The 13,855-nt window shown below is 40.5% G+C and carries 14 protein-coding genes; 12 read left to right on the plus strand and 2 right to left on the minus strand.

Annotated features, from left to right (window positions below):
- Positions 1-86: 86 nt before the first annotated feature.
- From trpX to UKS_RS04595, 12 genes are all read left to right on the plus strand, one after another.
- Positions 87-1,082 carry a tryptophan ABC transporter substrate-binding protein gene (gene trpX / locus UKS_RS04540; protein ID WP_049496043.1) on the plus strand — a complete coding sequence of 332 codons (996 nt, stop codon included), beginning with the start codon at positions 87-89 and terminating at the stop codon, positions 1,080-1,082.
- A gap of 75 nt (positions 1,083-1,157) precedes the next feature.
- Positions 1,158-2,024, plus strand: a complete 867-nt coding sequence (locus UKS_RS04545; RefSeq protein ID WP_156011972.1) for an ABC transporter permease — start codon at positions 1,158-1,160, stop codon at positions 2,022-2,024.
- Entirely contained in the window at positions 2,021-2,779 is a 759-nt protein-coding gene (locus tag UKS_RS04550; protein WP_117304107.1) for an ABC transporter ATP-binding protein, read from the plus strand. The genes UKS_RS04545 and UKS_RS04550 overlap by 4 nt, the downstream gene beginning before the upstream one ends.
- 89 nt (positions 2,780-2,868) lie before the next feature.
- The gene (gene dnaG, locus UKS_RS04555; RefSeq protein ID WP_156011973.1) at positions 2,869-4,629 is read left to right on the plus strand and encodes a DNA primase; all 1,761 of its coding nucleotides are present in this window, start codon (positions 2,869-2,871) and stop codon (positions 4,627-4,629) included.
- Positions 4,630-4,631: 2 nt separating this feature from the next.
- Positions 4,632-5,741: an RNA polymerase sigma factor RpoD gene (gene rpoD, locus UKS_RS04560; RefSeq protein ID WP_000201903.1), complete on the plus strand. Its 1,110-nt coding sequence runs from the start codon at positions 4,632-4,634 to the stop codon at positions 5,739-5,741.
- Between the two features lie 14 nt (positions 5,742-5,755).
- Complete coding sequence (locus UKS_RS04565) at positions 5,756-6,085, plus strand: metal-sulfur cluster assembly factor (RefSeq protein ID WP_000331929.1); 330 nt, start codon at positions 5,756-5,758, stop codon at positions 6,083-6,085.
- Between the two features lie 115 nt (positions 6,086-6,200).
- Positions 6,201-7,244 carry an alpha-galactosylglucosyldiacylglycerol synthase gene (gene cpoA / locus UKS_RS04570; protein WP_173020461.1) on the plus strand — a complete coding sequence of 348 codons (1,044 nt, stop codon included), beginning with the start codon at positions 6,201-6,203 and terminating at the stop codon, positions 7,242-7,244.
- Positions 7,245-7,259: 15 nt separating this feature from the next.
- The gene (locus UKS_RS04575; RefSeq protein ID WP_156011974.1) at positions 7,260-8,585 is read left to right on the plus strand and encodes a glycosyltransferase family 4 protein; all 1,326 of its coding nucleotides are present in this window, start codon (positions 7,260-7,262) and stop codon (positions 8,583-8,585) included.
- A 29-nt stretch (positions 8,586-8,614) separates the two neighbouring features.
- On the plus strand, positions 8,615-8,791 hold the full coding sequence (locus UKS_RS04580) for a PspC domain-containing protein (RefSeq protein ID WP_156013053.1): 177 nt from the start codon (positions 8,615-8,617) through the stop codon (positions 8,789-8,791).
- A 58-nt stretch (positions 8,792-8,849) separates the two neighbouring features.
- Positions 8,850-8,984, plus strand: a complete 135-nt coding sequence (locus tag UKS_RS04585; RefSeq protein ID WP_049496032.1) for a DUF4044 domain-containing protein — start codon at positions 8,850-8,852, stop codon at positions 8,982-8,984.
- A 61-nt stretch (positions 8,985-9,045) separates the two neighbouring features.
- On the plus strand, positions 9,046-10,356 hold the full coding sequence (gene obgE, locus UKS_RS04590; RefSeq protein ID WP_156011975.1) for a GTPase ObgE: 1,311 nt from the start codon (positions 9,046-9,048) through the stop codon (positions 10,354-10,356).
- A gap of 9 nt (positions 10,357-10,365) precedes the next feature.
- A complete protein-coding gene (locus UKS_RS04595) occupies positions 10,366-10,524 on the plus strand; it encodes a hypothetical protein (protein WP_001808548.1) in 159 nt (52 codons plus the stop codon).
- A 43-nt stretch (positions 10,525-10,567) separates the two neighbouring features.
- On the opposite strand, the gene UKS_RS04600 is transcribed toward UKS_RS04595, so the two are convergent.
- Together UKS_RS04600 and UKS_RS04605 are read right to left on the minus strand one after the other, a co-directional pair.
- Positions 10,568-11,038 (minus strand): arginine repressor, encoded by a 471-nt coding sequence (locus tag UKS_RS04600; RefSeq protein ID WP_156011976.1) that lies wholly within the window; start codon positions 11,036-11,038, stop codon positions 10,568-10,570.
- 464 nt (positions 11,039-11,502) lie between these two features.
- Entirely contained in the window at positions 11,503-13,791 is a 2,289-nt protein-coding gene (locus UKS_RS04605; RefSeq protein WP_156011977.1) for a Xaa-Pro dipeptidyl-peptidase, read from the minus strand.
- Between the last annotated feature and the right edge of the window lie 64 nt (positions 13,792-13,855).

Below are 13,855 nucleotides of genomic sequence, written 5' to 3' on the forward strand. Positions count from 1 at the left end.
CAAGGTGAAGCTTACGTGGTTTGAAGAGATTTTCGAAGAGTATTAGATAAGTGTAGTATTTTAAAGGAATAAAAAGGAGAAATAGAATGAAAAATAAACGGTTAATTGGGATTATCGCTGCCTTAGCAGTCTTAGTAGCAGGAAGTTTGATTTACTCTTCAATGAATAAATCAGAAGCTAAAAATGAAAAGAAAGTTGCCAAAGTTGGTGTCCTTCAGTTTGTGAGCCATCCCTCTCTTGACTTAATTTATAAAGGAATTCAAGATGGACTTGCAGAAGAAGGATATAAAGATGATCAAGTTAAAATCGATTTTATGAACTCAGAAGGTGACCAAAGTAAGGTTGCGACAATGAGTAAACAGTTGGTTGCAAATGGCAATGACTTGGTTGTTGGTATTGCAACACCAGCTGCGCAAGGCTTGGCCAGTGCCACAAAAGACCTACCGGTTATCATGTCTGCCATTACAGATCCAATCGGTGCGAACTTGGTTAAAGATTTGAAAAAACCAGGTGGCAACATTACTGGGGTATCTGACCACAACCCAGCTCAACAACAAGTTGAACTCATCAAAGCTTTGACACCCAATGTGAAAACAATCGGAGCTCTTTACTCAAGCAGCGAAGACAATTCCAAAACTCAGGTCGAAGAATTTAAGGATTATGCTGAAAAAGCAGGTTTGACAGTCGAAACATTTGCAGTTCCTTCAACAAATGAAATTGCTTCAACAGTTAACGTTATGACTAGCAAGGTCGATGCTATCTGGGTTCCAATTGATAACACCATTGCTTCAGCCTTCTCAACTGTTGTATCAAGCAACCAATCAGCTAAGAAACCAATTTATCCAAGCGCGACTGCCATGGTAGAAGCAGGTGGCTTGGCATCCGTTGTAGTTGACCAACATGACCTTGGTGTGGCAACTGGTAAAATGATTGCTCAAGTTTTGAAAGGTGCTAAACCAGCTGATACTCCAGTCAATGTCTTTTCAACTGGTAAATCAGTTATCAATAAAAAATTGGCACAAGAGCTAGGTGTTACGATTCCTGAATCTGTTCTAAAAGAAGCAGGACAAGTGATTGAATAATCTACAATGGAGGAGTTGGGGACATCTCCTCCAATTTTTTACAATAGAAATCATATAGAAAAGGTTAAGAAACAAATGATATTATCTATTATTTCTCAAGGATTTGTTTGGGCTATTTTAGGTCTGGGAATCTTTATGACGTTTAGGATTTTAAACTTTCCAGATATGACAACAGAAGGTTCCTTCCCTCTTGGGGGAGCTGTTGCTGTCACTCTGATAACCAAAGGCGTGAACCCTTTTTTAGCGACACTTGTTGCTGTAGGAGCAGGTTGTTTAGCTGGTATGGCAGCAGGACTTCTTTACACAAAAGGGAAGATTCCAACCTTGCTCTCAGGGATTTTGGTGATGACTTCCTGTCACTCTATTATGCTCATGATTATGGGACGTGCCAATCTAGGCTTGCTTGGAACCAAGCAAATTCAGGATGTTTTGCCTTTTGATTCAGATTTGAATCAACTCTTGACAGGTCTTATCTTTGTCAGTCTTGTTATTGCTCTCATGCTCTTTTTCTTGGATACTAAACTTGGACAGGCCTATATTGCTACAGGTGACAATCCTGATATGGCTAGAAGTTTCGGGATTCATACTGGACGCATGGAGCTTATGGGCTTGGTCTTATCAAATGGTGTGATTGCCCTTGCAGGAGCTCTCATTGCCCAGCAAGAAGGCTATGCCGATGTATCTCGAGGAATAGGGGTTATCGTTGTAGGTCTTGCAAGTTTGATTATTGGGGAAGTTATTTTCAACAGTTTGAGCTTGGCAGAGCGTTTGGTTACCATCGTTGTAGGTTCTATCGCCTATCAATTCTTAGTGTGGGCAGTTATCGCGCTTGGCTTTAATACAAGTTACCTTCGTTTGTACAGTGCCTTGATTTTAGCAGTCTGCCTCATGATTCCAACATTTAAGCAAACAATCTTGAAAGGAGCCAAGTTGAGTAAATGACAGCAATTGTAGAATTAAAAAATGCAACCAAAGTCGTTAAAAATGGCTTTGATGAAGAAAAGATTATTTTAAATGATGTTTCCTTAGAAATTTTTGAACAGGATTTCATCACGATTTTAGGTGGAAATGGTGCTGGTAAATCAACTCTCTTTAACACTATTGCAGGAACCTTGTCCTTAACCAGTGGAACTATTCGTATCTTGGGTGAAGATGTTACTAAGTTTTCACCAGAAAAGCGGGCTAAGTATCTGTCTAGAGTTTTCCAAGATCCAAAGATGGGGACAGCTCCTCGTATGACGGTCGCTGAAAATCTTTTGATTGCCAAGTTTCGTGGTGAAAAGCGTGGATTGTTACCACGACGCTTGAATAGCTATAAGGATGAGTTTCAGGCAACTATTGAAAAAGTAGGAAACGGTCTTGAGAAACACTTGAATACACCGATTGAATTCTTATCTGGTGGACAAAGACAGGCTTTAAGTCTCTTAATGGCAACCTTGAAGCGACCTGAATTACTCCTGTTAGATGAGCATACTGCGGCCCTTGATCCAAAGACTAGTGTGGCCTTGATGGAGTTGACAGATGAATTTGTCAAGAAAGACCAGCTGACAGCCCTTATGATTACCCACCATATGGAAGATGCTCTTAAGTATGGCAACCGCTTAATTGTCATGAAAGAAGGACGAATTATCCAAGATTTGAACCAAGAAGATAAAGGAAAAATGAAAATCTCTGATTATTATCAACTCTTTGAATAAAGTAGGGAAAATGAGTGAAATGGTTTACTTTTTTTCTGAAATAAAGTATACTATATAAAGTAAACTATGATAAAATGGAGGTATTGTGTATGGTTGACAAACAAGTCATTGAAGAAATCAAAAACAATGCCAACATTGTGGAAGTCATAGGAGATGTGATTTCTTTACAAAAGGCAGGACGGAACTATCTAGGGCTCTGTCCTTTTCATGGTGAAAAAACACCTTCTTTCAACGTTGTTGAGGACAAGCAGTTTTACCACTGTTTTGGTTGTGGTCGCTCTGGTGATGTCTTTAAGTTCATCGAGGAGTACCAAGGGGTTCCCTTTATGGAGGCTGTCCAAATTTTAGGTCAGCGTGTTGGGATTGAGGTTGAAAAACCACTTTATAGTGAGCAGAAGGCAGTCTCGCCTCACCAAGCTCTTTATGATATGCACGAAGATGCAGCCAAATTTTATCATGCTATTCTCATGACAACGACCATGGGGGAAGAAGCTAGAAACTACCTTTATCAGCGTGGTTTGACAGATGAAGTGCTCAAGCATTTTCGGATTGGTTTAGCTCCTCCAGAACGAAACTATCTCTATCAACGTTTGTCTGGTCAGTATCGTGATGAGGATTTCCTAGATTCAGGACTGTTTTATCTCTCGGATGCTAATCAATTTGTAGATACCTTTCACAATCGGATTATGTTTCCCCTGACAAATGACCAGGGAAAGGTCATTGCCTTCTCAGGTCGTATCTGGCAGAAAACGGATTCACAAACTTCTAAGTATAAAAATAGCCGATCGACTGCAATTTTTAATAAAAGTTACGAATTATATCATATGGATAGGGCAAAAAAATCTTCTGGAAAAGCCAGTGAGATTTACCTGATGGAAGGGTTCATGGATGTCATTGCAGCTTATCGGACTGGAATCGAAAATGCTGTGGCGTCCATGGGAACAGCCTTGAGTCGAGAGCATGTTGAGCATCTGAAGAGGTTAACCAAGAAGTTGGTTCTTGTTTACGATGGCGATAAGGCTGGGCAAGCTGCGACATTGAAAGCGCTGGACGAAATTGGTGATATGTCTGTGCAAATCGTCAGCATGCCTGATAACTTGGATCCAGATGAATATCTACAAAAAAATGGTCCAGAAGACTTGGCCTATCTGTTAACCAAAACTCGTATTAGTCCGATTGAGTTCTACATTCACCACTACAAACCTGAAAATAGTGAAAATCTGCAGGCTCAGATTGAGTTTATCGAAAAAATAGCTCCCTTAATTGTTCAAGAAAAGTCTATCACTGCTCAAAATAGCTATATACATATTTTAGCTGACAGTCTGGCGTCCTTTGATTATGCTCAGATTGAGCAGATTGTTAATGAAAGCCGTCAGGCGCAAAGGCAGAATCGCATGGAAGGAATTTCCAGACCGACGCCAATTACCATGCCAGTCACCAAGCAGTTATCAGCTATTATGAGAGCAGAAGCCCATTTACTTTACAGAATGATGGAATCTCCCCTTATTTTGAATGATTACCGATTGCGAGAAGACTTTGCATTTGACACACCTGAATTTCAGGTCTTATATGGCTTGCTTGGCCAGTATGGAAATCTTCCTCCAGAAATTCTAGCAGAACAGACAGAGGAAGTTGAGAGAGCTTGGTATCAAGTCTTAAATCAGGATTTGCCTGCTGAGATGTCACCTCAGGAACTTAGTGAAGTAGAAATGACTCGAAACAAGGCTCTCTTGAATCAGGACAATATGAGAATCAAAAAGAAGGTGCAGGAAGCTAGCCATGTAGGTGATACAGACACAGCCCTAGAAGAATTGGAACGTTTAATTTCCCAAAAGAGAAGAATGGAGTAATAATGGCAACAAAACAAAAAGAAGTAACAACATTTGACGTACAAGTAGCTGAATTTATCCGTAATCATAAACAAAAAGGGACAGCAACTGACGATGAAATCAATGCAAGTCTGGTGATTCCTTTTACCTTGGACGCTGATGGGATTGAAGATCTCTTGCAACGAATTCAGGATGCAGGGATTTCTATCACAGACAACGAAGGAAATCCAAGTGCGCGTGTTCTTAGTACTGAAGAAGAGCCAGAACTCAGTGATGAGGACTTGATTGGGTCAACTTCGGCTAAGGTCAACGACCCTGTCCGTATGTACTTGAAAGAAATCGGGGTCGTTCCTCTCTTGACCAATGAAGAGGAAAAAGAATTGGCACTAGCAGTTGAAGCTGGCGATATCGAAGCCAAACAACGTCTTGCGGAAGCTAACCTTCGTTTGGTTGTTTCCATTGCTAAGCGCTATGTCGGTCGTGGTATGCAGTTCCTTGACTTGATTCAAGAAGGGAATATGGGCTTGATGAAGGCGGTTGACAAGTTTGACTATTCTAAAGGGTTCAAGTTTTCAACTTACGCAACTTGGTGGATTCGTCAGGCTATCACTCGTGCTATTGCGGACCAAGCTCGTACTATCCGTATCCCAGTCCACATGGTTGAAACGATTAACAAGCTTGTTCGTGAACAGCGTAACCTTCTTCAAGAATTGGGACAGGACCCGACACCAGAACAGATTGCTGAACGTATGGATATGACCCCTGATAAGGTTCGTGAAATCTTGAAGATTGCCCAAGAACCAGTATCCCTTGAAACTCCTATCGGTGAAGAGGATGATAGTCACCTTGGGGACTTTATCGAAGATGAAGTGATTGAAAATCCAGTCGACTATACGACTCGCATCGTCTTGCGTGAGCAATTGGATGAGGTCTTGGATACTCTTACAGACCGTGAAGAAAATGTTCTACGTCTACGATTTGGACTAGATGATGGAAAAATGCGTACCCTTGAAGATGTGGGTAAAGTCTTTAACGTGACTCGCGAGCGTATTCGTCAGATTGAAGCCAAGGCTTTGAGAAAACTACGCCAACCAAGTCGTAGCAAACCGCTTCGTGATTTTATTGAAGACTAAGAGTGAGGATAAATATGGCTTATACAGAAGAGCAAATCGAAAATATCAAAACGCGGATTTTAACAGCCTTGGAAGAAGTCATCGACCCTGAGTTGGGAATCGATATTGTCAATCTTGGTTTGATTTATGAGATTCGTTTTGACGGCGACACAGGGCAAACAGAGATTGATATGACGTTGACAACTATGGGTTGTCCCTTGGCAGACCTTTTGACGGATCAGATTTATGATGCCATGACCGAGGTGCCTGAAGTAACGGATACTGAGGTTAAATTAGTTTGGTATCCAGCCTGGACAGTTGAAAAAATGAGTCGCTATGCGCGTATTGCCCTAGGCATTAAGTAAACATATAAAAGTATGTGAGAGATTATAGGAAAAGAGAGGAAATTTATCCCTCTTTTCCTCTAGTCTCTCCTTTCTTTTACTGATTTTATTCAAAGAAAATGATATAATAGTAGCTATGGAAAAAAAGAAATTACGCATCAATATGTTGAGTTCAAGTGAGAAAGTAGCAGGACAAGGGGTTTCAGGTGCCTACCGTGAATTAGTTCGTCTTCTTCACCGTGATGCCAAGGACCAATTGATTGTTACAGAAAATCTTCCAATAGAGGCAGATGTGACTCACTTTCATACAATTGATTTCCCCTATTATTTATCAACATTCCAAAAGAAACGCTCAGGTCGGAAAATTGGCTATGTGCATTTTTTGCCTGATACACTTGAGGGGAGTTTGAAAATTCCATTTTTCTTAAAGGGAATTGTGAAGCGCTATGTATTTTCTTTTTACAACCGGATGGAGCACTTGGTGGTAGTCAATCCTATGTTTATCGAGGATTTGGTGGCAGCTGGTATTTCACGTGAAAAAGTGACCTATATTCCTAACTTTGTCAACAAGGAAAAATGGCATCCTCTACCACAAGAAGAGGTAGTGAGACTGCGAACAGAGCTAGGTCTTAGTGACAATCAGTTTATCGTAGTAGGTGCTGGTCAAGTTCAGAAACGTAAAGGGATTGATGATTTTATCCGTCTGGCTGAGGAATTGCCTCAGATTACCTTTATCTGGGCTGGTGGTTTCTCTTTTGGTGGTATGACGGATGGTTATGAACGCTACAAAAAAATTATGGAAAATCCTCCTAAAAATTTGATTTTTCCAGGTATTGTGCCACCCGAACGGATGCGCGAATTGTATGCCTTAGCGGATCTTTTCTTGTTACCTAGTTACAATGAGCTCTTTCCAATGACTATTTTAGAAGCTGCTAGTTGTGAAGCTCCTATTATGTTGCGTGATTTGGATCTTTATAAGGTGATTTTAGAAGGAAATTATCGGGCTACAGCAGATAGAGAAGAGATGAAGGAAGCTATTTTGGAATATCAAGCAAATCCTGTTGCCTTAAAAGACCTCAAAGAAAAAGCTAAGAATATTTCTAGAGAGTATTCTGAAGAGCATTTGTTACAAATTTGGTTGGATTTTTATGAGAAACAAGCCGCTTTAGGGAGAAAGTAAAAAGTGAGGTAATCTATGCGAATTGGTTTATTTACAGATACCTATTTTCCTCAGGTTTCTGGTGTTGCAACCAGTATTCGAACCTTGAAAATAGAACTTGAAAAGCAAGGACACGCTGTTTTTATCTTTACGACAACAGATAAGGATGTCAATCGTTATGAAGATTGGCAAATTATTCGCATTCCAAGTGTTCCCTTCTTTGCTTTTAAGGATCGCCGCTTTGCCTACCGAGGTTTTAGCAAGACGCTTGAAATTGCTAAACAATATCAGCTAGATATTATCCATACTCAGACAGAATTTTCTCTTGGCTTGTTGGGTATTTGGATTGCGCGTGAATTGAAGATTCCAGTTATCCATACCTATCACACCCAGTATGAAGACTATGTCCATTATATTGCTAAGGGGATGTTGATTCGTCCTAGTATGGTCAAGTACTTAGTAAGAGGTTTCCTGCATGATGTGGATGGGGTTATTTGCCCTAGTGAGATTGTCCGTGACTTGCTATCTGACTATAAGGTTAAGGTTGAAAAAAGGGTCATTCCTACTGGGATTGAATTAGCTAAGTTCGAGCGTCCAGAAATCAAGCAAGAAAATCTGAAAGAACTGCGTAGTAAACTAGGGATTCAAGAGGATGAAAAGATGTTGTTGAGTCTTTCCAGGATTTCCTATGAAAAAAATATTCAAACAGTTTTAACAGCCTTTGCAGAAGTCCTGAAAGAGGAAGACAAGGTTAAACTGGTAGTTGCTGGGGATGGGCCTTATTTAGATGATCTCAAAGAGCAAGCCCAGAAACTAGAGATTCAAGACTCTGTTGTCTTTACAGGGATGATTGCTCCTAGTGAGACCGCTCTTTACTATAAGGCGGCGGATTTCTTCATCTCGGCATCGACAAGTGAAACGCAAGGTTTGACATACTTGGAAAGTTTGGCTAGTGGGACGCCTGTCATTGCACATGGAAATCCTTATCTGGACAATCTTATCAATGACAAGATGTTTGGAACCTTGTACTATGGAGAACATGATTTAGCTGGAGCTATTTTAGAAGCTCTGATTGCAACGCCAGATATGGATGAGCATACCTTATCAGAGAAATTATATGAGATTTCAGCTGAGAATTTTGGAAAACGGGTGCATGAATTCTATCTGGATGCTATTATTTCAAATAATTTCCAGAAAGATTTAGCCAAAGATGATACGGTCAGCCAGCGTATCTTTAAGACAGTTTTGTATTTACCACAGCAGGTAGTTGCTGCGCCTGTAAAAGGCTCTAGACGCATGCTGAAGGCTTCAAAAACACAGTTAATTAGCATGAGAGATTATTGGACAGACCGTGAAGAATAGAAAGAGGACAAGCTATGAATAAACGATTAATGAGAAGTGGTCGTGACAAAAAGATTGCGGGTGTTTGTGCTGGAGTGGCCCATTATCTAGATATTGATCCGACTATCGTTCGCGTAATATGGGGTGTCCTTGCATTTTGTTATGGGGCAGGAATTGTAGCTTATATCATTTTATGGATTATCGCACCAGTAGCAACTGACTATTGAAAACTAGCTCAATTCATGCTAAGATAATAGAAAATAGAATGTAACGAAGGAGAGAAAAATGGCATTTGGAGATAATGGAAATCGTAAAAAAACTATGTTTGAGAAAATAACCTTGTTTATCGTTCTTATCATGTTAATAGCAAGTATTTTGGGTATTTTTGCAACTGCAATTGGTGCCCTCAGTAATCTATAAAATAGATTCAAGAAATTTAGTGACTGGGATTTCCCAGCCCTTTTTAGAGTGAGAAGAAAAAATGAGTATGTTTTTAGATACAGCTAAGATTAAGGTCAAGGCTGGTAATGGTGGCGATGGTATGGTTGCCTTTCGCCGTGAAAAATATGTCCCTAATGGCGGTCCTTGGGGTGGTGACGGTGGTCGTGGAGGAAATGTTGTCTTCGTTGTAGACGAAGGATTGCGTACCTTGATGGATTTCCGCTATAATCGTCATTTTAAGGCTGATTCTGGTGAAAAAGGAATGACCAAAGGGATGCATGGTCGTGGAGCTGAGGACCTTAGAGTTCGAGTGCCACAAGGTACGACTGTGCGTGATGCGGAGACTGGCAAGATTTTGACAGATTTGATTGAACACGGACAAGAATTTATTGTAGCCCACGGTGGTCGTGGTGGACGTGGAAACATCCGCTTTGCGACACCAAAAAATCCTGCACCGGAAATCTCTGAAAATGGAGAACCAGGTCAGGAACGTGAGTTACAATTGGAACTAAAAATCTTGGCGGATGTTGGTTTAGTTGGATTCCCATCTGTAGGGAAATCAACCCTTTTAAGTGTCATCACATCCGCTAAACCTAAAATTGGTGCCTACCATTTTACGACTATTGTGCCAAATCTAGGAATGGTTCGTACCCAATCAGGAGAATCCTTTGCAGTAGCTGATTTACCAGGTTTGATTGAAGGAGCTAGTCAGGGTGTCGGTTTGGGAACTCAGTTTCTCCGTCACATTGAGCGGACCCGTGTCATCCTTCACATTATTGATATGTCAGCTAGCGAAGGGCGTGATCCTTATGAGGATTATCTTGCTATCAACAAGGAGTTGGAGTCATACAATCTTCGTCTCATGGAGCGTCCACAGATTATCGTAGCCAACAAAATGGACATGCCTGAGAGTCAAGAAAATCTTAAAGAATTCAAGAAAAAATTAGCTGAAAACTACGATGAATTTGAAGAGTTACCAGCTATCTTCCCAATTTCTGGTTTGACCAAGCAAGGTCTGGCAACGCTATTGGATGCTACAGCTGAATTGTTAGATAAGACACCAGAATTCTTGCTCTACGACGAGACAGATATGGAAGAAGAAGCTTACTATGGCTTTGATGAGGAAGAAAAGGCCTTTGAAATTAGTCGTGATGACGATGCGACATGGGTGCTTTCTGGTGAAAAACTCATGAAACTCTTTAATATGACCAACTTTGATCGGGACGAATCAGTCATGAAATTTGCTCGCCAGCTTCGTGGTATGGGGGTTGATGAAGCCCTTCGTGCGCGTGGAGCCAAAGATGGTGACTTGGTCCGCATTGGTAAATTTGAGTTTGAATTTGTAGACTAGGAGACTGATATGGGAGATAAACCGATATCTTTCCGAGATGCGGATGGCAACTTTGTTTCCGCTGCAGATGTTTGGAATGAAAAGAAATTGGAAGAACTATTTAATCGTCTCAATCCAAATCGTGCACTGAGATTAGCACGAACTAAAAAAGAAAATCCATCTCAGTAAAAAATATCAGAAAATTCCGTGTCCCATCAGACACGGAATTTTGTTATTCTTCAAAGAAAAATGGTGGAGCGAATTTTTTCAGCTCTTCAAAGCACTTTTGGGCAGCTGCTACATCTTCGCAGATGACGAGACAGACATCATCGCCACAGAGGGTAGCGATAGCGTCAGGGAAGCTCAAAGCATCAATGATGGAACCAAAGGATTGAGCAAGTCCAGGAAGGGTTTTTAGTAGGACTTGGTGTTGAACAGGGCGCATCAAGACAAGAGCATCTTCCATATAAATTTCGAGACGTTTTTCCCATTTTGAGATAGAACCTGTATTGAGCACGTAGTAAGAGTTGTCTTCTTCTCGTACTTTTGAAAGGTTCATACTTTTAATATCTCTTGAAAGTGTAGCTTGTGTAACTTGAATGTCATTATCAGCAAGGAGAGCTTGTAGCTCAGCTTGAGTATGAATCTTGTTTTTCGTTACAAGAGCTCGTATGAGTTGGTGTCGGTGTTCGGATTTATTCATAAAATAGTACTCCTTGTACAAGGTACAGAAAGCGTGGACTGATCGAGAATGTCAGTCGAGTGGTAAGCGGTATTGTCACGTATGATGATTTCATAGTCAGTAGTAAAAAGAACTATACGGAGAAAATCTCCTTCTATTAACTTGTCACTAGTTGGGTGTAGATGAATTAGGTGTATATCTGTTTATCTACATTGGTGTCCTCTACTAACAGTAAATCATTCAATTAGAGTAGCATTTGTCACGGCTTGTTGTGAATTTACACTCAATGGCAATTCACAGAGATTGTCCAACATGTGGTGTGGTAGCGAGTATTATTAATGAGTACACATGTTGGGCAGGGTATTAGTATCATTTGACCAAGCTCCAGTTTTAGGCTTATCACAAGCCCTTATTTGAGAGTGGATTTGATACAAAGTTTCTGTTTAGTTAGACTGTTCAAGTGGAAATCATTCCATAATGAAAGTCTAGTATTCTACCTTTTGACAAGGTAAGATAAGAGTAGACTGTTCAAGATCGACAGTCAGGTGGTAGTCAGTATTGTCTCGTATGGTAATTTCAAAGTCAGTAGTATAAAGGACTAGACGGAGAGTATCTCCTTCTTTTAGCTTGTAAATAGTCGGTTGCAATTCAAACTGGATATCCATCCATTCATCTGCAGTAATATCCTCTACTAACAGTAAATCACTTCTATTTTGCAAATTGAGATAGCCTTTTGTCACGACTCGTTGTGCATTTGGTCTAAATGGTAATTCACAGAGATTTTCCAACATATGGTAGCGACCGTTATCAATGGTTCTAGCACATAAAACAGCTGGATAAGGTTGTAGGTATTTCTTTTGTCCAAGTTCTAGCAGTTGGGCAGATAAGAGCCCCTTGTTTGTACTGGATTTGATACGAAGATTGAGCTGAGCCCGACCGTTCAGGTGGAGATCTTTGGTCACAGGAAGGTCAATAGTAATCTGATTGGCTTTCCCTTGATAGAGTTCTGTATTGAAAGTCTGGTATGTCTTACCATAACGCTCAAAATCCTCATATGAGTATTGGTTTTGAATAAGTTTCTTTTCTTGACCAAGTGCGAAGGTTTTAAAATTATCTTGCCCACCGAAGTTATCAAGTGGTAACCAAGTCTGAGGAGCTGTATTGTCCTGCCAGATAACAGTCGGAAGTTGAAAATCTGTATCTTCTCCCAGTAATTTCTTAGTCAATAAGGCATTCATGGACTCACGGAAGTCAATGGACTGCCAGTTGTTCATGTACACATGAGCGCCATTATGGAAAAAGAGATGCTTATTTATATGAGCAGGAAGGGCGTGAAACATCTGGTAAACATGAAGTGGTTTGACATTCCAATCCTGTGAACCATGAGTAAAGACAACCTCTGCCTTTACCTTATGGGCATTAAGCAGATAATTGCGGTCATGCCAAAACTGATTGTAGTCGCCAGACTTGCGATCCAGTTGCTCTTTCACTTTTTCTAAGTCAGCTTGGTGAGCCTCGTTACTACGAATATAGTCGCCAGCCAAGAGATTACGAGAGTAGGTTAGTTCAGCAAGGGAGTCAAAGTCCTCCCCTGGATATCCACCTGGGCTAGTCACCAGACCGTTTTCACGATAGTAGTTGTACCATGAGGAAATTCCAGCCTCGGCAATAATGACTTCTAACCCATCGACGCCTGTAGTTGCAAGACCATTGGACATGGTACCTAGATAGGAAAGTCCAGTTGTAGCTACTTTTCCGTTTGACCAGTCAGCCTTGACTTGACGTTGGCGCGTGTGGTCAGTGAAGGCACGACAACGACCATTAAGCCAATCGATGACATTTTTATAAGCCTCGATTTGTTGGTAGTCCCCGTTAGTCATAAAACCTGTAGAGTCTTTGGTACCAACACCTGACACATAGAGATTGGCAAAACCTCGTGGAAGGAAGTAGTCGTTGAGAGTATAGCTAGCGTTGATGTGCGTTAGCTTTTCTTCAGCTTCTGACACAAGCTCAGCTTGACCTTGGGGTTGGATGAGATTTAGTTGAGGTTCCTCTATCTCAATCTTGTGAGCAGGCTTAACCTCGAGATTGCCCTCCATCTTGTAAAGAGCTTTATCGCTTGCTTTATCATTTGTTCCTTGATGATAGGGACTGGCTGTCATGATAGCAGGGATTTGCCCGTCATAACGAGGACGAATAATGCTGACCTTGACTAGGTCTGGTAGACCTTTTTGGTCAGTATCGACACGAGACTCAACGTAAACGACTTCGCGAATGGCATCATGGCTAGAAAAGGTAGCCAAACTCTTGCCGTTAAAGTAGTGATAGTCATTATCCTCAGGAATAAGACCATCACTGACAAGTTGGTCGATAAGAGTGTTCCCCTTTTTGGTGCGAGTATTGAGTAACTGATAGAGATTTTCAATCAAGTCACCATATACAATAGGAAATCCAGACTCTTTACGAAAAACATCACTGTCTTCAAAGTCAACCAAATAAGAAAAACCTAAAAGTTGAAAGGCTACAGTATAGAAAATATCTGCAGTCAACTCTTTATCTGATTGAAAAAATGTCAGTAAGTCAGTTTCTTTATCAACTGCTAAACTGGATAGAGGATAGGTGCTATTTTTAAAATTAAAAAAGAAACGAATGAGAAACGCTTCAAGCATTTTTTTATTTGTGATGTTGACTGGTAAATCAAATCCATACTTTTTTAATTCAAAGATAATTGTATCTCTAGGTAGCGCTAAATAGCTAAATCGATTAAAACGCATAAAACCTCCAGTAAAATTATACTTTAATTTATTATATCAAAAAAGCAAAAAAAATACCAAGATA

Source organism: Streptococcus sp. 116-D4 (genome assembly GCF_009731465.1).
Classification (GTDB): domain Bacteria; phylum Bacillota; class Bacilli; order Lactobacillales; family Streptococcaceae; genus Streptococcus; species Streptococcus pseudopneumoniae_E.

Excerpts from the sequence above, each read along its gene's own strand:
- UKS_RS04565 (WP_000331929.1), top strand. The coding sequence starts at position 5,756 with ATGGCTTATACAGAAGAGCAAATCGAAAATATCAAAACGCGGATTTTA.
- cpoA (WP_173020461.1), top strand. The coding sequence starts at position 6,201 with ATGGAAAAAAAGAAATTACGCATCAATATGTTGAGTTCAAGTGAGAAA.
- UKS_RS04585 (WP_049496032.1), top strand. The coding sequence starts at position 8,850 with ATGGCATTTGGAGATAATGGAAATCGTAAAAAAACTATGTTTGAGAAA.
- UKS_RS04575 (WP_156011974.1), top strand. The coding sequence starts at position 7,260 with ATGCGAATTGGTTTATTTACAGATACCTATTTTCCTCAGGTTTCTGGT.
- UKS_RS04595 (WP_001808548.1), top strand. The coding sequence starts at position 10,366 with ATGGGAGATAAACCGATATCTTTCCGAGATGCGGATGGCAACTTTGTT.
- UKS_RS04550 (WP_117304107.1), top strand. The coding sequence starts at position 2,021 with ATGACAGCAATTGTAGAATTAAAAAATGCAACCAAAGTCGTTAAAAAT.
- UKS_RS04605 (WP_156011977.1), bottom strand. The coding sequence starts at position 13,791 with ATGCGTTTTAATCGATTTAGCTATTTAGCGCTACCTAGAGATACAATT.
- trpX (WP_049496043.1), top strand. The coding sequence starts at position 87 with ATGAAAAATAAACGGTTAATTGGGATTATCGCTGCCTTAGCAGTCTTA.
- rpoD (WP_000201903.1), top strand. The coding sequence starts at position 4,632 with ATGGCAACAAAACAAAAAGAAGTAACAACATTTGACGTACAAGTAGCT.
- dnaG (WP_156011973.1), top strand. The coding sequence starts at position 2,869 with ATGGTTGACAAACAAGTCATTGAAGAAATCAAAAACAATGCCAACATT.
- UKS_RS04580 (WP_156013053.1), top strand. The coding sequence starts at position 8,615 with ATGAGAAGTGGTCGTGACAAAAAGATTGCGGGTGTTTGTGCTGGAGTG.
- UKS_RS04545 (WP_156011972.1), top strand. The coding sequence starts at position 1,158 with ATGATATTATCTATTATTTCTCAAGGATTTGTTTGGGCTATTTTAGGT.
- UKS_RS04600 (WP_156011976.1), bottom strand. The coding sequence starts at position 11,038 with ATGAATAAATCCGAACACCGACACCAACTCATACGAGCTCTTGTAACG.
- obgE (WP_156011975.1), top strand. The coding sequence starts at position 9,046 with ATGAGTATGTTTTTAGATACAGCTAAGATTAAGGTCAAGGCTGGTAAT.